At 66.8% G+C, this 18,189-nt stretch carries 15 protein-coding genes and 2 tRNA genes; 5 read left to right on the top strand and 12 right to left on the bottom strand.

The window, feature by feature from the left end:
- The first annotated feature begins 48 nt into the window (after nt 1–48).
- Complete coding sequence (locus LX70_RS09380; protein ID WP_245885019.1) at nt 49–924, top strand: LysR family transcriptional regulator ArgP; 876 nt, start codon at nt 49–51, stop codon at nt 922–924.
- Between the two features lie 4 nt (nt 925–928).
- Here the strand turns inward: LX70_RS09380 and LX70_RS09375 are convergent, their stop codons facing one another.
- From LX70_RS09375 to LX70_RS09360, 4 genes are read right to left on the bottom strand one after another with little or no spacing between them, the layout of a single operon-like run.
- Nucleotides 929–2,059 carry a DNA polymerase III subunit delta' gene (locus LX70_RS09375; protein ID WP_105514410.1) on the bottom strand — a complete coding sequence of 377 codons (1,131 nt, stop codon included), beginning with the start codon at nt 2,057–2,059 and terminating at the stop codon, nt 929–931.
- Nucleotides 2,056–2,667: a dTMP kinase gene (gene tmk, locus LX70_RS09370; RefSeq protein ID WP_105514409.1), complete on the bottom strand. Its 612-nt coding sequence runs from the start codon at nt 2,665–2,667 to the stop codon at nt 2,056–2,058. The genes LX70_RS09375 and tmk overlap by 4 nt, the downstream gene beginning before the upstream one ends.
- Nucleotides 2,668–2,677: 10 nt before the next feature.
- On the bottom strand, nt 2,678–3,826 hold the full coding sequence (locus LX70_RS09365; RefSeq protein WP_105514408.1) for a D-alanyl-D-alanine carboxypeptidase family protein: 1,149 nt from the start codon (nt 3,824–3,826) through the stop codon (nt 2,678–2,680).
- A gap of 16 nt (nt 3,827–3,842) precedes the next feature.
- Nucleotides 3,843–4,868 (bottom strand): SPOR domain-containing protein, encoded by a 1,026-nt coding sequence (locus LX70_RS09360; protein ID WP_146111576.1) that lies wholly within the window; start codon nt 4,866–4,868, stop codon nt 3,843–3,845.
- Between the two features lie 301 nt (nt 4,869–5,169).
- Here LX70_RS09360 and LX70_RS09355 point away from each other — a divergent pair.
- Nucleotides 5,170–5,257 (top strand) — tRNA-Ser (locus LX70_RS09355).
- 65 nt (nt 5,258–5,322) lie between these two features.
- On the opposite strand, the gene LX70_RS09350 is transcribed toward LX70_RS09355, so the two are convergent.
- Both LX70_RS09350 and LX70_RS09345 read right to left on the bottom strand, forming a co-directional pair.
- The gene (locus LX70_RS09350) at nt 5,323–6,228 is read right to left on the bottom strand and encodes an NAD-dependent epimerase/dehydratase family protein (RefSeq protein ID WP_105514406.1); all 906 of its coding nucleotides are present in this window, start codon (nt 6,226–6,228) and stop codon (nt 5,323–5,325) included.
- Nucleotides 6,225–6,995, bottom strand: a complete 771-nt coding sequence (locus LX70_RS09345) for an SDR family NAD(P)-dependent oxidoreductase (protein WP_105514405.1) — start codon at nt 6,993–6,995, stop codon at nt 6,225–6,227. Before LX70_RS09345 ends, LX70_RS09350 begins: the two co-directional genes overlap by 4 nt.
- Nucleotides 6,996–7,150: 155 nt before the next feature.
- Here LX70_RS09345 and LX70_RS09340 point away from each other — a divergent pair, with 155 nt between their 5' ends.
- The 3 genes from LX70_RS09340 (at nt 7,151) to LX70_RS09330 (ending at nt 10,224) form a co-directional block, all read left to right on the top strand.
- Nucleotides 7,151–8,122: a Bug family tripartite tricarboxylate transporter substrate binding protein gene (locus LX70_RS09340; RefSeq protein ID WP_170076166.1), complete on the top strand. Its 972-nt coding sequence runs from the start codon at nt 7,151–7,153 to the stop codon at nt 8,120–8,122.
- A 70-nt stretch (nt 8,123–8,192) separates the two neighbouring features.
- Nucleotides 8,193–8,711 (top strand): tripartite tricarboxylate transporter TctB family protein, encoded by a 519-nt coding sequence (locus tag LX70_RS09335; protein ID WP_170076165.1) that lies wholly within the window; start codon nt 8,193–8,195, stop codon nt 8,709–8,711.
- A gap of 28 nt (nt 8,712–8,739) precedes the next feature.
- Nucleotides 8,740–10,224 (top strand): tripartite tricarboxylate transporter permease, encoded by a 1,485-nt coding sequence (locus LX70_RS09330; RefSeq protein ID WP_105514402.1) that lies wholly within the window; start codon nt 8,740–8,742, stop codon nt 10,222–10,224.
- On the opposite strand, the gene LX70_RS09325 is transcribed toward LX70_RS09330, so the two are convergent.
- The 6 genes from LX70_RS09325 to LX70_RS09300 all read right to left on the bottom strand — a co-directional run bounded on the left by LX70_RS09325 (nt 10,221) and on the right by LX70_RS09300 (nt 18,122).
- On the bottom strand, nt 10,221–11,069 hold the full coding sequence (locus tag LX70_RS09325; protein ID WP_170076164.1) for an IclR family transcriptional regulator: 849 nt from the start codon (nt 11,067–11,069) through the stop codon (nt 10,221–10,223). The two genes, LX70_RS09330 and LX70_RS09325, sit on opposite strands and share 4 nt — an antisense overlap.
- 61 nt (nt 11,070–11,130) lie before the next feature.
- Nucleotides 11,131–12,843, bottom strand: coding sequence for a thiamine pyrophosphate-binding protein (locus LX70_RS09320; protein ID WP_105514400.1), 1,713 nt, complete (start codon nt 12,841–12,843; stop codon nt 11,131–11,133).
- Between the two features lie 261 nt (nt 12,844–13,104).
- Nucleotides 13,105–15,339, bottom strand: a complete 2,235-nt coding sequence (locus LX70_RS09315) for a Hint domain-containing protein (RefSeq protein WP_281260441.1) — start codon at nt 15,337–15,339, stop codon at nt 13,105–13,107.
- Between the two features lie 144 nt (nt 15,340–15,483).
- On the bottom strand, nt 15,484–16,215 hold the full coding sequence (locus LX70_RS09310; protein ID WP_105514398.1) for a calcium-binding protein: 732 nt from the start codon (nt 16,213–16,215) through the stop codon (nt 15,484–15,486).
- 799 nt (nt 16,216–17,014) lie between these two features.
- A tRNA-Pro gene (locus LX70_RS09305) sits at nt 17,015–17,091 on the bottom strand.
- 65 nt (nt 17,092–17,156) lie between these two features.
- Nucleotides 17,157–18,122, bottom strand: a complete 966-nt coding sequence (locus tag LX70_RS09300) for a DMT family transporter (protein ID WP_105514397.1) — start codon at nt 18,120–18,122, stop codon at nt 17,157–17,159.
- Nucleotides 18,123–18,189: the final 67 nt, after the last annotated feature.

Raw genomic sequence — 18,189 nt, 5'->3', positions numbered from 1 at the left:
GCTGCGTTATCACAACTTAATAATGCTAAGGCTGATTAAGCAAAACTGATGTTCGATTATGCCCAGCTTGCCGCCCTGTCCCTTGTCCTCCGCCACGGGAGTTTCGAGGCCGCAGCGGCGCAGCTTGGCGTCACGCCTTCGGCCGTGTCGCAACGCATCCGCGCGCTGGAGGAAAGGTTGGGGGCGCCCCTGGTCCGGCGTGGACCGCCCGCCACGGCCACCCCGCTTGGCGCGCGCCTGGCGCGCCATGCCGAGGATGTGGCGCTGATGGAACGCGATCTTTTGGAAGGCGAGGGCGCGGCGCCCACCGCCCGCCCGGTGCTGCGCATCGCCGTCACCGCCGACAGCCTCGCCGTCTGGGTCCTGCCCGCGCTGGCCGCGTTCGAGGATACGCTTTTCGACCTCGTCATCGACGATCAGGACCATTCCGCCGACTGGCTCCGCAAGGGCGAGGTGCAGGGCGCAGTGACCTCCCATGGCGGCACCATCGCGGGGTGCGACTGCCATCCGCTGGGCCGGTTCCGCTATATCGCCTGCGCGACGCCCGCGTTTCGCGATCGCTGGTTCGACAGCGGCGTCACGGCGCAGACGCTTGCCGCCGCCCCGGCGCTGATCTTCAACGCGAAGGACGGGTTGCAGGGCGAATGGGCGCGCCGCGCGATGGGGCAGGGTGTGCCGCTGGCGGGCCATATGATCGCCTCTGCCGAAGGGTTTGTCGCGGCGGCGCGATTGTCGATGGGCTGGGGCATGATCCCTAAGGCGCTGGCGGCCGATGACCTGCTGAGCGGCCGCCTTGTGCCGCTTCTGCCAGACGCGCCGCTGGACGTGGCGCTTTACTGGCAGGTCGGCCGCCTTCCCGGCGCAACGCTGCCGCGCCTGACGCGGACGATCCGGGCGGCGGCGCGGGATGTGCTGATCGGCTGAGCCTTCAGGCGAAGGCGGTGGCGCGGGCGGTCTCGTCCACCTTCAGGATCATGTCCAGCACCAGCGCCGCGGGGTCGAGGTTGACCGCGCGGGCATGACGCGCCCGCGCGCCGAGGCTTTGGTGCAGCCCTGCCCAGGACCGCGCGGCATCGGGCGAGGGGGCGAGGCGCGCGAACAACTCTGCCTCACCCGGCGCGGCCTCGGCCCCCGCGAAGCCCAGCATCCCGGCGCGGGCGAGGCGGGAAAGGAAAAGGTCGAAAAGCGTCAGCAGCAGTTCAAGCTTTTCCGCCTGCCCGCGTTGCCCCATTGCATCGGCCAGCTTCAGCGCACGGCCCCGGTCGAGACGCGGCAGGGTGGCAAAAAGCGTGACAAGATCGCGATAGGTCTCGATCCCGTCAAGGTTCAGAAGCCGGATCGCCTCACCCACCGACCCGCCGGCAAGGGCGGCCAGCGCCGCGCCGTCGCCATGGTCGATCCCGGCCGCCGCGATGGCGCGGCTGAGGTCGTCGGGCGACAGCGTGGTCAGCCGTAGTTCCCGGCACCGCGACCGGATGGTGGGCAGCAGGCCCGAGGGGCGGTGGCTGATCAGCAGGAAGACAACGCCATGGGGCGGTTCCTCAAGCATCTTCAGAAGCGCGTTGGCGGCCGAGATGTTCATCTCATCCGCCGGATCGACGATCACCACCCGCCGCCCGCCATCGGTCGAGGAAAGGTGCAGGAAGTTCCGCAGCTTGCGCACCTCATCCACGGTGATGACGGTCTTGAGACGCTTCTTGTCCTCGTCCCAGGCCCGGCGCAGCAGGTAAAGTCGCCCCTCGGAACCGGCATGGATGCGGCGCGCGACAGGGTGGTCGTCGGGAATGTCGAGCGTCGTGGGCGCGGGCGGGGCATCGCCGAAAAGCCCGCCCCCCTCCGCCGCGGGCGTGGCAAGGAGGAAGCGCGCCAGCCGCCAGGCGAGCGTCGCCTTGCCGACGCCAAGCGGGCCGGTCAGAAGCCATGCATGGTGCAGCCGGTCGGCGGCGTAGGCGTCAAGGAACCCCGCCTCGGCATGGTCCTGACCGATCAGGTGCCGCGTGTCGCGGGGATGGGGGGCGCCCTCGATCCGGTCGGGCTCGGGGATGGCGGCCTCGCTCATCCCAGCGCCCGTGTCGCGATGGCCGCGACCTCATCCGCGACGGCCTCCGGCGCGCGGGCGCCGTCGATCACCAGGCAGCGGTCGGGGAATTCCCGCGCGAGGTCAAGAAACCCCGCCCGCATCCGCCGTTGCAGATCGGCGCCGAAATCCTCGAACCGCTCCTCGGTGCCGCCGCGCCCCTTGGCGCGGGCCAGACCCGTCTCCGGGTCCATGTCGATGATGAAAGTCAGGTCGGGTTCGCGCCCGATCATCAGGGCGTGAAGCTTGTCAACCAGCCCGCGCAGATCGCCACGCGACAGGCCCTGATACATCCGCGTCGAATCCGCGAAACGGTCGGAAATGACGATCCTGCCCGCCGCCAAGGCGGGGTCGATCACCCGTTCAAGGTGGTCGCGCCGGGCGGCGGTGAACAGCAGGATCTCCGTCTCCGCCGACCAGCGGTCGGGGTCGCCCTCAAGGACCAGCCGCCGGATTTCCTCCGCCCCCGGACTGCCGCCGGGTTCGCGGGTCAGCACCACCTCATGCCCCGCCTTGCGAAGCGTTTCTGCCAGAAGCCGCGCCTGGGTGGATTTGCCGGACCCGTCGATCCCCTCGAAGGTGATGAACATCGCGCGCCGGTCAGCTGCCGATGGCGACAAGCGCGCGCTGCGTCAGCACGCCGAAGGCGGTCTTCATCCGGCTCGCGAAGCCGCCCTTGGCGACCGGCTGATCGGCGACAAGCGGGACCGTCGTCGGTTCCATCCCCGGCACCGTGATCGTCATCTCGGCCAGCTTCTGCCCTTCGGCAATCGGCGCCTCGATCGGGGTGGTAAAGGCGACCTCGGCCTTCAGCTTGTCCTGCGCCAGCGAGGGCAGCAGCATCGACAGGTCCTGATCCAGCACGAGGCCGACCTTGGTCTTCGACCCCATCCAGACATCGGCATCGGTGATGCGCGTCCCCTTGGTCGCCACGGTCTTCTGCACGAATTCGCGGAAGGCCCAGTTCAGGATCCGCTCTGCCTCTTGCGAACGCTCACGGTCGGTGGCCATTCCGGTGATGACCACGACGATGCGGCGGCCGTTCTGGATGGCCGAGCCGACAAGACCATAGCCCGATTCCTCGGTATGCCCGGTCTTGAGGCCATCCGCCCCGATCCCGAGCTTCAGGAGCGGGTTGCGGTTGAAGCGGTTGTCGGGCGCGCGGTTGTCATAGGGAAATTCCGTCAGGCCGAAATAGCCGTAATATTCGGGAAACTCGCGGATCAGCCGCGCGGCGAGGATGCCGAGGTCATGCATGCTCATCCGCTGGTTCGGGTTCGGCCAGCCGCTGGCATTGGCAAAGGTGCTGTCGGTCATGCCAAGGGCCTTGGCACGCTCGTTCATCTGGCGCGCGAAGGCTTCTTCGGTGCCGGCCAGCCCTTCGGCCACCACCACGCAGGCATCGTTGCCGGAAAGGACGACAATGCCCTTGATCAACTCCTCCACCGTCGGCCGGTCGGTTTCGTTGAGGAACATGGTCGAGCCCTGCATCGACTTGGCATGGGACGAGACCGGAAAACGGTCGTCGAGGTTCACGCGCCCGTCGCGCAGCGCCTCGAACAGCATGTTGATCGTCATCAGCTTCGACATCGAGGCCGGTGGCAGCTTTTCATGCGCATTCTTTTCCAGAAGCACGGTCCCGGTCGAAACGTCATAGACCCAGGCCGCCTTCGCGCGCGTCTCGAAGGCGCGCGCGGGCAGGGCGACGGTCAGGGCCAGAACGATAAGGGCGGCAAGTCTGAGGATCACCTGCGGAAAGCTCCCTTTACTTCGAGACCGGGTAGGCGTCGGGATAGCCGATGCCCTTGACCTTGGCGGCCGTCGCGTCGCGGCCCGCCACGCTGTCGGCCGGGCCGACGATCACGCGCCAATAGGTCTTGCCGTTGCTCTGGTCGGGGACGACCCTGGACAGAAGCCCGGCCTTCTGCATCTGGCCCTGCGCGCGGGTGGCGTTGGCCTCGGTGCTGAAGATGCCGATCTGGACATAGGCGCGCTTCAGCGCCGGTTGGGCGGCGGGCGCGGCCTGCTTCGCCTCGGCGGCGGCGATCCCGGCGGCGGCCGTGCCGACGACCGGGTCGAGCGGGGCCGCGTCGATCGCGCCGCCGGTGGCACCGGCAGCGACCGGGGCCGTCATCGTGTCTTCGGCCTTCGGCTTGCGCTTGAAGAGCCCGGCGAAAAGCCCGCGTTTCTTCTTCGGCGCCTCGGCCACCGGCGCCTCGGTGCCGTCGACGGGCGCGGCGGCAAGGTCGGTCGCCACGGCGGCGGGTGTCGGTGTGGCGGTGGTATCGGCAGCCTCGGGGCTGGCCGCGGCCACGGCGGCGGCTTCGGTTTCCGGCGTCACCTCGCTGGCCGGGGTCAGGTCGACCTCCTTGCGGCGCAGCGCGACGATGGCGATCTTGGCGGGCTGACCGGCCAGCATCCCAAGCGCCTCGGCGGCGTCGGAAGACACCTGGATGCTCGGCCCCGGATTGTCGATCTCACGCCGGAAAAGCGCGCCGACCACGCTCTTACCGTTCTTCTCGTTGCGGATCATCACCCGTTCCGGGTCCTTGACCGAGGAATGCGCGACCCAGACCCCGCCGAGCGAGGGCCGCCCGTCCCAAAGCGCCTCGCCGTTCAGGTTGAAGACGTCGGGGGACTCGATGTCCTGCTCCATCGTCACGATGCCCTGCTCGGCGCCCGGCGTCGTCACCGTCTCTTTCGAGAAGGGTGAGGTTCCGGTCTGGCAGCCCGCCAGAAGCAACGCCGCCCCCGCCGCGCCCGCAAGCAACCCAAGTCCCTGAGGTTTCATTCTTGCCCCCGTTTGTGCGGTTGCGATCCGCACTGTCTTGCCCAAATATCCGACCGGAAGCTGCGGGATCGCCCGTCGCGCCGGTCTCCTGCCCGTCTGCCGCGCGCTTGCGGGGCTGACCCCGGCGCACGCGATTTGGCGCGAAGTTTAGCGGCTCCCACGTCACAAGAAAAGGCCGCGCGCCGCGACATGCGGATTTCAGCCCGCCCCGACCTTTCAGAATCGCGTGAGCCACGCTAAGCCCGGCCGACCGGAGGCTGGGCAGGGACGATCCCAAAGCGCCCGCGCCGCCCGGACGGATGGATGAGTGGCCGAGTGGTTGAAGGCACTGGTCTTGAAAACCAGCGAACCGAAAGGTTCCGTGGGTTCGAATCCCACCTCATCCGCCAGCGTCTCCCGCACCGACACCACGGTGCCGCAGGTCAGGTTCGCCGCGCGCATAGTTGCGTTCGCGTCAGCTTTCCCCGCCACCGTCCCGGAACGCTGCCAGCGTCCGGGCCACGCCCTCCTCCAGCGGAACGGCGGCCCAGTCCCCGATCAGATCCCGCAGGGGCGTGTTGTCGAGGCCCTTTGGCCCCGCGCGGTGGACCGGCGCGGCGTCGACCCTGGCATCGGGCGCCAGCCGCAGGATCGCCGCCAGCAGGTCCGCGGTCGACCGGACGTCGGTGGTCAGATCGCTGACGACCGGCCCGTCGGGCGTGGCCGCAAGACAGCGCAGGAAGATCTCCGTCACCTCATCGATATGCTGAAAGCACATCTCGCCGGAAAAGGGCATCTCATAGCTTTCGCCGGTGGCGGCGGCACGGATCACCTGGGTGATCGCGGCTGTCTCGCCCTCGATCCGCCCTGGCCCGTAGACGACATTCGGGCGCAGCCCGACCGATGCGATGCCGTGGTCAAGGAAATAGACCTTCGAAATCTCCTCGCAGCAATGCTTGTAGGCGCCGTAAAGATTGACCGGAGAGGCAAGCGCCCCGCGCGGTTTCGCGGCGAGAGAGCTTGTATAGACGACGCGCGAAATCCCCGTCATGCGGGCCAGTTCCAGCACGTTGATATGGCCGATGATATTGACCTCGGCCCCCAGCACCGGATTGGCGCGGCAGGCCGGAATGACCAGCGCGGCAAGATGGACGATCGCCCGGATGCCGTGCCGCCCGGCCACCTCGCTCAGCGCGGACAGATCGCGGATGTCGCCCGTCTCATACCGGATCGCGTCATGCCGGATGGGGGCCTTCGGCGGTGCAAGGTCGAAGACCACGACGCTTTCCCCCCGCGCCAGCAGCGCCGCGCAAAGAGCACGGCCAAGAAAGCCCGACCCGCCGGTGACAAGGACCGGCCCGACCGTGGACACCCCGCTCATGACGCCATCCCCTGCCCGCCGTTGACGTCAAGCAACTGCCCGGTGATGAAGCCGCTTTCCTCCGAGGCGAAGAAGGCGACTGCGGCCGCCACATCCTCGACCCGGCCGTGGCGGCGGACCGGGATTGCGTTGCGCACGGCGGCGCGTTCCTCGGGCGTCTGGCGTTCGCTCAGCAGCCGTTCGACCCGCGGTGTCAGGATCGCGCCGGGGCAGACCGCGTTGCAGGTGATCCCCCGCGGCCCGAATTCCTGCGCCAGTTGCAAGGTCATCGACTGCACCGCCCCCTTGGCCGCGACATAGTTGGCGCCCGTGAACAAGCTGCCATAGCGCCCGGCCTTGGAGCCGAGGTTGATGATCCGCCCATAGCCGCGTTCGGCCATGCCCGGCACGATGGCGCGGATCAGCCGCACGGCGGCGGTGACGTTCAGGTCCATGACCCGCGCCCAGTCCTCATCGGTTTCCTCGACGAAGGCGCGCGGCGTGTGAAGCGATCCGCCCGCGTTGTTCACGAGGATGTCGAAGCGAAACCCGGCCTGATCGAGCCGCGATAACGCTGCCGCGATCCCGGCCGCATCCGACAGGTCGACCTGTTCGAAATGCACGCCTGCCATGTCGGGCCGCGCCGCCGACAGCGCGATCGCCTCGGCGCTGCGATCCAGAACCGCGACCCGCGCGCCATCGGCCGCAAGCCGCGCCGCGATCGCCGCGCCCAGCCCGTCCGCCGCCCCCGAAACCAGCGCCATTTTCCCGTGCAGCCCTGCCGCCATCCGCCGTCCTCCGAAACCTGAAACAGCGGTCGATTGGCCGCTTGCTATATTAAATATATCGGGACATAATACCGCAATGCAAAATTAATATGCCGCAACTCGCCTTTCGCGGGGAAATGCGGCAAGGCACGAACCGACAAAGGGAGGAACAAGGAATGAAAGACATCGCAGCCATCCTGCGGGGCTTTGGCCTCGTGGCCGTAATGGGCGCTTCGGCCGCACTGACCGCCGCCCCCGTTCAGGCGCAAGGCAACCGTCCGGTGACCGTCGTCGTCCCCTTCGCCGCCGGTGGCGGGACCGACATCACCACCCGCGCCATGCAGGAAGGCATGGCCAAGGCGCTTGACGCCAATGTTGTCGTGAAGAACACCGCAGGCGCCGGCGGCACCATCGGCGTCAGCGAGGTCGCCCGCGCGAAGCCGGACGGCACCACGCTGGCCATGGCGCCGGTCGGGCCGCTGACCACCCAGCCGCATCTGCGCGAACTGCCCTATGATGTCGACAGCTTCGACTATATCTGCCTGGCCTATTCGGCGCCAACGGTGATCGCGGTGCGCAAGGATTCGCCCTTCACCTCGCTTGGCGATCTCGTGGCCTATGGCAAGGAGCATCCGGGCGAGTTGACCTTTGCCGTGCAGGCCATCGGCTCGATCCCGCATATCGCAGGTCTTGGCCTTGCCGATGCGGCGGGGATCGAGATGAACTATCTGCCCGTGAACGGTGACGGTCCGGCGCTCAAGGCGCTTCTCGACGGGACGGCCGATCTCTTCATCCCGCATGTCTCCTTCTATTCGACCAATGCCGACCAGCTGAAATCGCTGGCGCTGTTGCAGGCGGATCGGCTGGCCGAACAGCCCGACCTGGCGACCGCGGCGGAACAGGGCTATGCCCTCGACTTCCCGATCTGGGGCGGGCTGGTGGCGCCTGCGGGGCTGGAAGATGCCGTCAAGGGCAAGCTGGAGGCCGCCTGCAAGGGTGCTATCGATTCCAAGCCGTTCCAGGACCGCATGGCGACGCTGAAACAACCCTCAGCCTATCTGGGCGCTGGCGACTTTGCGGCTTTCGTGCATGAAAAGTACGAAACCAACCGCAAACTGCTTGAAAAGGCAGGCCTTTTGGCAAAGTGATGCGGGTTGTGGCCGGGGGGTGCCTGCATCGCCCCGGCCGGTTGCTGCGTCATCTTCGGGGGGAGGGGACATGGATGCTGGCAATGCGCCGGGGTTGGAAAGCGATGCGGTGTCGCCGCGCCGCCAAAGGGCCGGACGGTTGACTGAAATCATGATCGTCGCGCTTCTCGTTGCCGCGCTGGCCCTGTTTCTTGCCGCCAGTTTCGGCAAGACCAGCGCCTTCGCGCAGGCCAGCAGCGGGCGCGGGCCGTACTTCTTCCCCCGTATCGTTCTGGGGGGGATGGCGATTTTGATCCCGGTGCTGCTTGTCGGAATCAGGCAAAGGGCGGCGCTTTTGCCCGAACGCGCCCCCCTTGTCCGCATGATTTTTGTCATCCTCGCGACGGCGGCCTATTGCGCGGCCATCGGCGTCATCGGCTTTCTGCTGGCAAGCGTGCTTTTCGGGGGTCTCGTGCCGGTCCTGCTGGGCCAGCGCGGTTACCTCATGCTGGCCGCGATCGCCCTCAGCTATGCCGTCGCCGTGTGGCTGCTGTTCGAGAAGATCTTTCTGATCATCCTGCCCGCCTCGCCCTTCGGGCTTGGTTTCTGACCGGACCGCCAGCCAGAAAGGAGCGCCGATGGAGTTGTTACTGACCGCTGTCACGCAGATCGCGACGCCGATGACGCTTTTGGCCATCGTCGCGGGGACCTTCGTCGGCGTGATCGTCGGCGTGCTGCCGGGCCTTGGCTCTGTCCTCGGGCTGACCATGGTGCTGCCCTTCACCTTCGCCATGCCGCAGATCCCCGCCATTGCGCTGATGCTGGGCGTCTATTGCGGGTCGGTCTATGGCGGGTCGATCACCGCCATCGTGCTGAACACGCCGGGAACGCCGCAATCGGCGGCCACCGCGATGGAGGGGTTTCCGATGGCCCAGCGCGGCGAGGCGGACCTGGCCATCGGCTGGGTGACGGCGGCCTCGACGCTGGGCGGGCTTTTCTCCGTCGCCGTCCTTGCGCTGGCCGGGCCGACGCTGGCGACCTTCTCGCTTCAGTTCACGCCGATCGAGTACTTCGCGCTGGGCCTTTTTGCGATGACCTGTATCGCGGGCGTCTCCTCCGGCGCGCTGGCCAAGGGGCTGATGGCCGGCGGCATCGGCATCATCCTGTCGATGATCGGCGCCGATCCTGTCACCGGCGACCTGCGCTTCACCTTCCACAGCTTCCAGCTTACCGCCGGGATCGGGCTGATCCCGGTCATCGTCGGGCTGTTCGCCTTTTCCGAGATGTTCCTGCGCGTCCTCGACCTTGACGCCGGGAAGACCGCCGCGAAGGACATGCGCGTCGGGTTCCGGCTGCCGCGCTGGGCCGACTGGCGCCCCCGGCTGGGCATGCTGCTGCGCGGCTCGCTGATCGGCTCCTTCGTCGGCGCGCTGCCCGGCACCGGCGCCGCGACCGCCTCTTTCATCGCCTATTCCGAGGCGCAGCGAACCTCGCCCCGGCGCGCGAACTTCGGCAAGGGAGAGGCCGATGGCCTCGTCGCCTGCGAAAGCGCCAACAACGCGGTCACGGGCAGCGCCCTGGTCCCGACGCTGGCGCTTGGCATTCCGGGCGATCCGGTCACGGCGGTGATGCTGGGCGCGCTGGTCATTCAGGGCGTCGCGCCGGGGCCGCAGCTTTTCGTCAACCACCTCGACCTGATCTATGCGATCTTTCTGGTGCTGGTCATCGTCAACGTGGTGATGTTCGCCATCGGCGCGCTGGGCGCCCCGATCTTCACCCGCGTCCTGCGCATCCCCGAGCCGATCCTGATCGGCCTCATCCTTATCATCTCGACGGTCGGGGCCTACGGCGTGAACGGCAACCTCTTCGACGTCTGGATCGCCTTTGGCGCGGGCGTGGCGGGGGCGATCCTGCGGTATTTCAGCTATCCCGTCGCGCCGATCGTGATCGGCATGGTGCTGGGTCCGACGATCGAGATGTCGCTGCGCCAGGGGCTGATCCTGACGCGGGGCGATGCCCTCGCCTTCTTCCAGCGGCCCATCGCGCTGATGCTGTTCATCATCACGGCGGCGATCCTGCTTTGGCCGCTGGTCCGACGGCTTCGGGCGCGCGAACGGACCTAGACCGCCCCGCCGCCCAGTGCCGCGATGTCGCGCGCCGCGCCCATCAGTTTCGGCAGATGTTCACGCCGCAGCAGATCGGGCGGGAGGTTGGCCGCATTGCCACCAACGCTCAGCGTATAGATGTCGCCGGTCAGCGGATCGCGCAGGGGAATGCCGATGGCATTATGCTCGGCCTTCCATTCGCCGAAGGAATCGGAATGGCCCTGCACCTTCATACGCTCAAGCGCGGCCAGAAGGGCGGCCTCTTTCCCGGCCTTCCACGCCGCGCCGTGAAGCTTTTCCAGATCGCGGAACGCCTGGTCCCGGATCTCCGGCTCGGCGGCGCAAAGGTAGGCGCGCCCCGGCGCGGACTCCGCCAGCGGGATGCGGGAGCCGACGTTGAGATGCAGCGCAACGGCCGTCGGCTTGCGGATCAGCTCGACGAACATCATGTCCAGCCCGTCGCGCACGCTCAGCGCGACGACGCAATCGCCGCTGGCGGCGATCTCCTCCATCCGGCCGCGGATCAACTCGCCAAAGCCGAACCGCCCCAGCGCCGCATAGCCCAGCGTCAGAACCTGGTTCGACACCGCGTATTTGCCGTATTCGGGCATGTAACGCAGGTAGCCAAGCTTGGTCAGCGTCCCCAGAAGGCGCGACACGGTGGTCTTGTGAAGCCCTGTCCGTTCGGCAAGCGCCTGCGTCCCCAGAACCTTGTCCTCGGCCCGGAAGGCGCGCAGGATCGACATGCCCCGCGCCAGCGAACTGACAAAGGGCCGGTCATCGTTCAGGGCCGCCGCGCCGATGTCCTGGCGCGGGCGGCCCCGGCGGGGCTTCACGGGTTTTCCGGCGGCTTCGTCATTCATCCCAGCGGTGTACCTTAGCCGGACGGCCAAGTCACCGGCAACTTGCCGGACCCGCTCGCCGCTATTTGAGCAATGCGCCCTCCGGCAGGTCGGCATAGTCCGAACAATCCCGGTGGCTTGCGGCTGGATCGACCTTGACGTCCACCACGACCGGCCCGCCGCGCTTGTGCGCCTCGCGCAGCGCGTCGCCGATCTGATCCGCCTCGGTCACCGTCACGCCACTGCCGCCCAGGCCTTCGGCCACCTTGGTGAAGTCATGATCGGCGAAATCGACGCCGATCGCCTGATTGCCGAGGTTGTCGCGCACCATGCCAAGCCCGGCATTGTTGGCGACGACGTAAACGACGTCCAGCCCCCGTTCCGCCGCCGTCGCGATGGCGTCCATCGTCATCACGAAGCCGCCGTCGCCGATCACCCCCGTCACCCGCTTTTGCGGGCAGACGACCTTCGCCCCGGTCGCGGCGGGCGTACTCCACCCCATGCCGCCGATCCCGCCCGGCGCGACCAACTGATGCGGATGGCGCAGCGGCAGGCGTGAGGTTGCCCAGATCCGGTTGGTGCCTGCGTCAAGCGTCAAGAGATCGTCGGCGGTCAGGAAATCCCCCAGCCCGCGCATGATGTCGGCGTAATGCACCGTGCCGGGCCGGGTGTCATAGACCGGCAGGACGCCATAGTCGTTCTCAAGCTTGATCGTCGCGATCCGGTCCTTGCGCGCCGCCACGACGCCGGGTTCGGCGCCCTTCCGGGTCAGGAGAAAGTCCAGCACGTCGGCGACATCCGCCGTCACCGCCTGATCGACCGGCATGACCCAGCCTGCCTGCAACGGGTCGATATCGACCTGGATGATCGTCTGGTCGCTGGGCCGCATCATCCGGGTGTCGCGGAACCGGGTGTATTCCGGCCCGAGGCTGCACCCCAGGACAAGGATCACATCGGCCGCCTGAACCATCCGGTTGGCGGCCGCCGCGGCCCAGTTGCCCATCATGCCGACCGCGATGTCGGTGGTTTCGTCGATCGTCCCCTTGCCGTGATAGCTTGAGGCGACGGCGATCCCGTCGCGGGTGGCCAGCGCCTGCAACTTCTCTCCCGAGCGGCTCATGTAGATGCCGTTGCCCGCGATGATGACCGGGGTCTTCGCCCCGGCCAGCGTGGCGGCGATCCTGTCCAGCGCGGCGCGGTCCGGCACCATCGGCGTGTGGCGCAGATAGCCCTCGGTCGGGTAAAGCGCCGCGCGGGTCTGCTCCGGGATCTCCTCGCGGATGATGTTGGTGCGCATGACCATGGCGGCCGGTCCCTGGCGCGGCGTCATCGCGTGCTTGATGGCCATCTGCGTGCCATAGACGGCCTCGGCCGGGGTGGTGGCATAGGTCGCGAACTTGGTCATCGTCTTGAGGACGGCAAAGGCGTCGCCCGCGCCGTAATCGCCGGTCATCGTCTGGTAGACGCCGTATTGCGCGAAACCGTCATAGCAGGAGGTGTCGGTCATGATGACCATGGGCGAGGACGAGAAATAGGCCTCGAGAATACCGAAGGCGCCGGTGGTCGTCGCGAAGGGACCCTGCGCCATCAGAAGGCCGGGCTTGCCCGTCAGCTTGCCCGCGACCTGCGCCATGACCGAGGCGGACTGTTCGGTCCGCGCCAGCACGAGGTCGAATTCCGACTTGCGGTCGTGGAAGGCCGGGAGCGACCAGGTGATGCCAAGGCCGGGCAGTGTGAAGCCCCGCGTGATGCCCGCCTCGATGAACGTCGCGATGACGCCTTCATTCGTTCTCATGTCGCCCTTCTCCTCCGCCAGCGTGTCTTGCTATTAATTCTGATATACGGAATTTAGTTTTGCAATACGGATATTGAGAGGCTACGTAGGATCGGTCGGGAAAAGGGTCGGCGTTGCCGTGGGGCGGCCCCGACAGGGCGCGCGGCGGCACGGTTTGCCATGCGGCCCGCCCGGAAACGCGCCGAATCGCAGAACGACGGGACGCTTCGCGCCCGGCGCTGCCGGGTCAGCCCGCATAGGGCCGTCGCGCGGCGCTGTCGGTCAGAGGGGCGCGGTCTCGAACAGGGGCCGGGGCGTTGCGCCCGTGCCGTTCGACCATCCGCCGCAGGCGCGGCCCCTGAAGGATCGGCCGCGCGGGGGTGGGCGCGGGCGCATCGACGGCCAGGTCGGGAAAGATCGCCGAAAGCTCCGCCCAGGCGTCGGCGCCCAGCATCTTGCGGGCCTGCGGGCCGGGCAAAAGCGTTTCCGATGCCCCCCTTCGGCAAAGATGATCTCATGCGCGTCGCACATCAGGTGATGGTAGCGCAGCCGCCCGGTCGCCCCGATGGCCGAAATGCCGGGCAACGCGGTCAGCTTTTTCGCCGCCACCAGCCCCTCGTCCACGCCCATCATCCTCTCCACGATGCGCGAGCGCACAAGCATCCGGTGCTGCGGCGAAACGTAAAGATCGCGCCGCGGCAGGCTGGGGCCAAGCGCACCGGCACCGATATGGATCGGCGCGACCGGGGGCGTCACGATCACCTCGGACACGCCGATCCAGCGGATCGGCTGTGCGCCATGATCGCGGGTCGTCACAAGGTCCCCCACGCGAAGACGCTCGATCGGCACCTCACCCTCCGGGGTCAGGATGCGGGTTCCGGCAAGATAGCAGGTGACGCCGGTATTTTCGGCGGTGAAGAAGGTGTTGTTGGCCGTGGCCCCGGTAAAGGTAAGGCTGCTTGTGCCAAACTGGGTGTTGTCCGAATAATCGACGACGCGGCCATTGGCATCGGTCGTGTTCGATTGATTCAGGATGCCGTCATCGGCCTGGTCGGCATAAAGCTCTGCAAGGTTGTCGTAATACGGGGTAAGGTCGATGAAATCGTTGTTGGTGGCATCGCCGTCATCCAGCGCGCCGGTATTGCCCGCGTTGAAATCGGTGATCGTGTCGGCCCCGTTGCCGATCGCGTAAAGGAAGGTATCGTTCCCGCCGCCGCCGCTCAGCAGGTCGTTGCCCTGACCGCCGACGAGGGTGTCGTCACCCGCGCCGCCGTAAAGCGTGTCTTCGCCGCCGTAGCCAAGGATGTAGTCGTCCCCGGCCCCGCCATCGAACATGTTGGAGAAGGTCTGTCCCTCCTCGGTGAAGGTCGGATCGTAGCCGGAAAGGGTATCGTTGTAATCCGATCCGATGGCGCCATCGATGCCAAGGAAGCTGTCGCCTTCGGCATCGCCACCGCTGCCAACCCCGGCGCCAAGGTTGACATTCACCCCCGCCGTCGAGGTGGAATAGTCGGCAATATCCAGCCCCGATCCGCCGTCAAGCACGTCGGCCCCCGCGCCGCCGATCAGCGTGTCGTTGCCAGCGTTGCCATAGAGCGTATCGGCGCCCGTGCCGCCGATGATGCGGTCGGCGCCCCCGTCACCTCCCAGTATCTGCCCGGTACTCGACGCCGAAGCGTCGATCAGGTCGTCATAGACCGTACCCCAGATGGCCTCGACCTGCGTGAAGGTGCCGCTGCCCGCCGTTCCGTCAAATGAGAATGTCCCGGCCTCGTCACCCGTGAAGGTAACGGTGACCCCGGACGTCGATGTAGTGGACCTCAGGAGGAGCGTGTCAGCGTCCGAACCGCCCTCACCACCGATGATGGTGGTGCCGGTATCCCCGTCGCTGACGCTGAAGGTGTCGGACCCGTCGCCACCGTCGAGCGTGTTGCTGCCTGCCTCGCCCTCAAGATAGTCGTCCCCGGTCCCGCCATAGATCAGATCGTCGCCGGTGCCGCCCCAAAGCGAATCGTTACCGGCATCGCCATGGACCGTGTCATTGCCGTTGCCTGCGGAAAGGTGATCGTCCCCGCCGCCGCCATGGATCAGGTCGTTGTCGTCACCGCCCCAGATAACGTCGTTGCCCGCGCCGCCGGTGATGGTATCATTGCCCGATCCGGCGGCGATTTCCGTCCCTGCCGTGTCGGCCGACGCATCGACCAGATCCGGTTGCGCGGTCAGGATGAGATGCTCGATTTCGCTGAAGGTGACGGTATAGGTGGCGTCGGTGACCGTTCCGGCCCCGTCGCCTGAATAGACCACGGTCAGCGGCGAGGTGACGGCGGAGAAATCAAGCGTATCGTAATTGGTCCCGCCCGTCCCGCCGACGATGGTGTCATCGCCGAACCCATCCGCGAAGATAAAGATATCGGACCCATCGCCACCGCGCAGCAGGTCATTACCCGCGCCGCCCAACAGCGTGTCGTCGCCTGTACCGGCGTTGATCGTGCTGCTGCCCGTGCCGCCGTGGAACAGGACATCTCCGGCAGCCCAGTTCCAGTAGTCGTTGTTATTCGTCCCATAGATTTCTTCGATATTGTCGAAGCTGATCGACAGGGTGCCCGTCGTGAACCCGCGCGCGTCGAAGGTGTCATAGCCCTCGCCGCCGTCAATCGTGTCCTAGCCGCCCTCGGCCTCGTTGAAATAGTCGTCGCCCGCGCCGCCCACCAGGCTGTCATTGCCCGCCCCGCCGGTGATCGAGTCGTTCCCGTCACCGCCAAAGATGCTGTCGTTGCCTGCCCCGCCGTCGATGGTGTCGTTGCCGTCGCCGCCATAGATCAGGTCATCGCCGGTGGTGATCTGGTCGCCGTCGGCATCGGTATAGCCGACGCCCATGCTGTCATTGCCGGTCGTGCCTTCAACGCCCGTGACATAGGTCGCGGCGTAGCGGTCGGCGGTCATGTTGCTGGTCGCGCCAGCGACGCTGTCCAGTGTCAGCGACCGGATCGGCGCGGCCTCAAGCGCGGTCTGGTCGGTGTTATAGGTCGTCTCCGGCACCAGGTAGAGATTGCCGGCGGTGTCCTGCATCACATTGGCGGTGATGATCGCGGTGCTGCCATCGGCATAGGTAATGGTGGCGTTGTAGATGACGAGCGTGTCGAAGGTCTGCGCCGCCCCGCCGTCGATGCTGAACGTGTCGTTCGCGGCGAGGTTGTCGGTGTCATAGGCGGTGCTGCTGCCGCCTGAATAGCTGACGGGCGCGAGGGTCTGAACGGCCGAGAAGAGCGGATCGGTCCGCGAACCGAAGGTCGCCCCGAGGAGACTTGCCGCGTTTTCGGCGGTCGTATTGCCCTCGGTGGGGTCAAGGGCGGCAACCGTTCCCAGATAGAAAACGTCGAATATCGTCGCCATTACCGGCCTCGCTTGTCAAATCTGCCTGGCAGAGGGCGGTGTCACATGGGATGAAGGGCCGACGGCACCGGCAGGCAGCGGCCATATGATGCCGCCGCCCTCCCGTTCGTTCCGGTCGTGGACCGGCCGCCCAGCAAGGCACGGTACGACACCGCACGGGCGCGAAAAGCGGCCGGGTTCATCCCAAGGGGACGTTACGCGCGATGTATTTGCGCCCTGTTAACGGGGAACCGTCCGAATTCGCGGGACCAGCAGGCAAGGGACGTGCCGGGCGGCAATAACCAGCTTCGCCGGTATCGCGGATCGCCACGCCCCTGCGGAAGGGCGCCGTCGCCCCATCCCGACCTGGCCGGAACTCTGAGAGTTTTCGATGCCGGGCGTCGAGCGGCACCGGATTTGTCCTTTCGGACTTCGGCAACCCCTTGAAAACACGCGGGCCGATTTTGGATCGGCAACGAAAGCGCCCTTTTTCGTCAGGGGATTTGTCCGATGTGGGCGCGGCCCGAGGGGCAGCTATGCGGACGAAGCTGCCGTTTGAAAGGCCGGGCATTGCCCTCCCGGTGGGGCGGTCGGGCGATGCCCGGCGGCGCGGGACGCGCCTTGGTTCCGGGCAGGGGGAGCGACCGCGAAGGGCTCAGCACCGACCTCTAGGTTTTTATGAACCGGCGCACCCGCGCGGCGGGTGCAGATAAGGTGTTTTCCCTCTAGCGGCGGGCAAAGCGAGCCAAGGCGCGGGGCGCCCAAGGGGCATTTTGTGACCCGAAAGGGCAAATGCCGTGACTATCGACATCGGGATAATTGGTCGGAGCGAGAGGATTCGAACCTCCGACCCCCTGCTCCCGAAGCAGGTGCGCTACCAGGCTGCGCTACGCTCCGACCGTGGGCGCGGGACTAACGCGACTCGGGCGCTTTGGCAAGGGGCTACGGCGGGGTTGTTTCGCTTACTCGCCGACCCCGCGGCGCAGGGGAAGGACGCGCTGCAAGATGCTCGACCGGGGCGCGGTGACGGTTTCGGGCCGCACCCGCGTCTGGGTGACGGGCCTGTTGGCCGAAATCCCCTTCCGGCTTTCGCGGAAGACGATGTAGAGGCCCGAGGCGATGATGACACCCGCGCCAATCGCCGTCGGCAGGTCCAGCCGTTCCTTGAACAGGACATAGCCATAGCCCGTGGCCCAGAGGATCTGGCTGTACTGCATCGGCGCGACGATCGCCGCCTCGCCCGACCGATAGGCCAGGATCACGAGGAAGGACGCGGTCAGGCCAAAGACGGCGATGACGCCGAGAAGCCCCAGATGCTCGATCGGCATCGGCTTGTAGACGAAGGGCAGGGCAAGGCCCATGCCGACGAAGTTGCCGATCATCGGATAGAGAAGCAGCACGACCGACCGTTCCTCGGCCCCGATCTTGCGTACGATGACCGAGGCCGCCGCCCCGCAGACCGCCGCCACAAGGGCCGCGAGGTGGCCCGCCGACAGCGGGGCCTGACCCGGCCGCATCACGATGATGACGCCGATCAGCCCTGCCACGACCGCGGCCCAGCGGTGAAAGCCCACCCGTTCGCCCAGGATCGGGATAGCCAGGATGGTGACCAGCAGCGGCGAGGAAAAGAGGATCACATAGACCTGCGCCAACGGCAGGACCGAGAAGGCGTAAAAGGCCGTCACGCCGGTGATGACCGTCAGCACCATGCGAAACGACACCCACCACGGATGGCGCGGCCTGAGGTTCGCCTCTTTCCCGTCGTTCAGAAGGATCACGCTGACGATGGGAAAGCTGAGAAGGGCGGCAAAAAAGACGATCTGGACCGCCGAGTAATGCTCGCCCAGAGTTTTCACCACGACGTCATGGGTGGCGAATATGCCCATCGCGATCAGCGCCAGAAGGGCTCCTCTCACGTTGTGGGACATGCTCGCTCCTCCGCCGCGATACCGCTACCATCTCCGTTTGAACCTGTCTGCGGAAAGGTTCAACCCC

It is taken from the genome of Albidovulum denitrificans, from assembly GCF_002973535.1.
Taxonomy (GTDB): Bacteria; Pseudomonadota; Alphaproteobacteria; order Rhodobacterales; family Rhodobacteraceae; genus Albidovulum; species Albidovulum denitrificans.
Note: the sequence above shows the minus strand (reverse complement) of the source record. Positions and strands in the feature narration are given on the sequence as shown.

What these genes read in the sequence shown, in the direction of transcription:
- tmk (WP_105514409.1), bottom strand. Translation starts at nt 2,667, where the DNA reads ATGTTCATCACCTTCGAGGGGATCGACGGGTCCGGCAAATCCACCCAG.
- LX70_RS09310 (WP_105514398.1), bottom strand. Translation starts at nt 16,215, where the DNA reads ATGGCGACGATATTCGACGTTTTCTATCTGGGAACGGTTGCCGCCCTT.
- LX70_RS09330 (WP_105514402.1), top strand. Translation starts at nt 8,740, where the DNA reads ATGGAGTTGTTACTGACCGCTGTCACGCAGATCGCGACGCCGATGACG.
- LX70_RS09375 (WP_105514410.1), bottom strand. Translation starts at nt 2,059, where the DNA reads ATGAGCGAGGCCGCCATCCCCGAGCCCGACCGGATCGAGGGCGCCCCC.
- LX70_RS09380 (WP_245885019.1), top strand. Translation starts at nt 49, where the DNA reads ATGTTCGATTATGCCCAGCTTGCCGCCCTGTCCCTTGTCCTCCGCCAC.
- LX70_RS09335 (WP_170076165.1), top strand. Translation starts at nt 8,193, where the DNA reads ATGGATGCTGGCAATGCGCCGGGGTTGGAAAGCGATGCGGTGTCGCCG.
- LX70_RS09320 (WP_105514400.1), bottom strand. Translation starts at nt 12,843, where the DNA reads ATGAGAACGAATGAAGGCGTCATCGCGACGTTCATCGAGGCGGGCATC.
- LX70_RS09325 (WP_170076164.1), bottom strand. Translation starts at nt 11,069, where the DNA reads ATGAATGACGAAGCCGCCGGAAAACCCGTGAAGCCCCGCCGGGGCCGC.
- LX70_RS09340 (WP_170076166.1), top strand. Translation starts at nt 7,151, where the DNA reads ATGAAAGACATCGCAGCCATCCTGCGGGGCTTTGGCCTCGTGGCCGTA.
- LX70_RS09360 (WP_146111576.1), bottom strand. Translation starts at nt 4,868, where the DNA reads ATGAAACCTCAGGGACTTGGGTTGCTTGCGGGCGCGGCGGGGGCGGCG.
- LX70_RS09350 (WP_105514406.1), bottom strand. Translation starts at nt 6,228, where the DNA reads ATGAGCGGGGTGTCCACGGTCGGGCCGGTCCTTGTCACCGGCGGGTCG.
- LX70_RS09345 (WP_105514405.1), bottom strand. Translation starts at nt 6,995, where the DNA reads ATGGCGGCAGGGCTGCACGGGAAAATGGCGCTGGTTTCGGGGGCGGCG.
- LX70_RS09300 (WP_105514397.1), bottom strand. Translation starts at nt 18,122, where the DNA reads ATGTCCCACAACGTGAGAGGAGCCCTTCTGGCGCTGATCGCGATGGGC.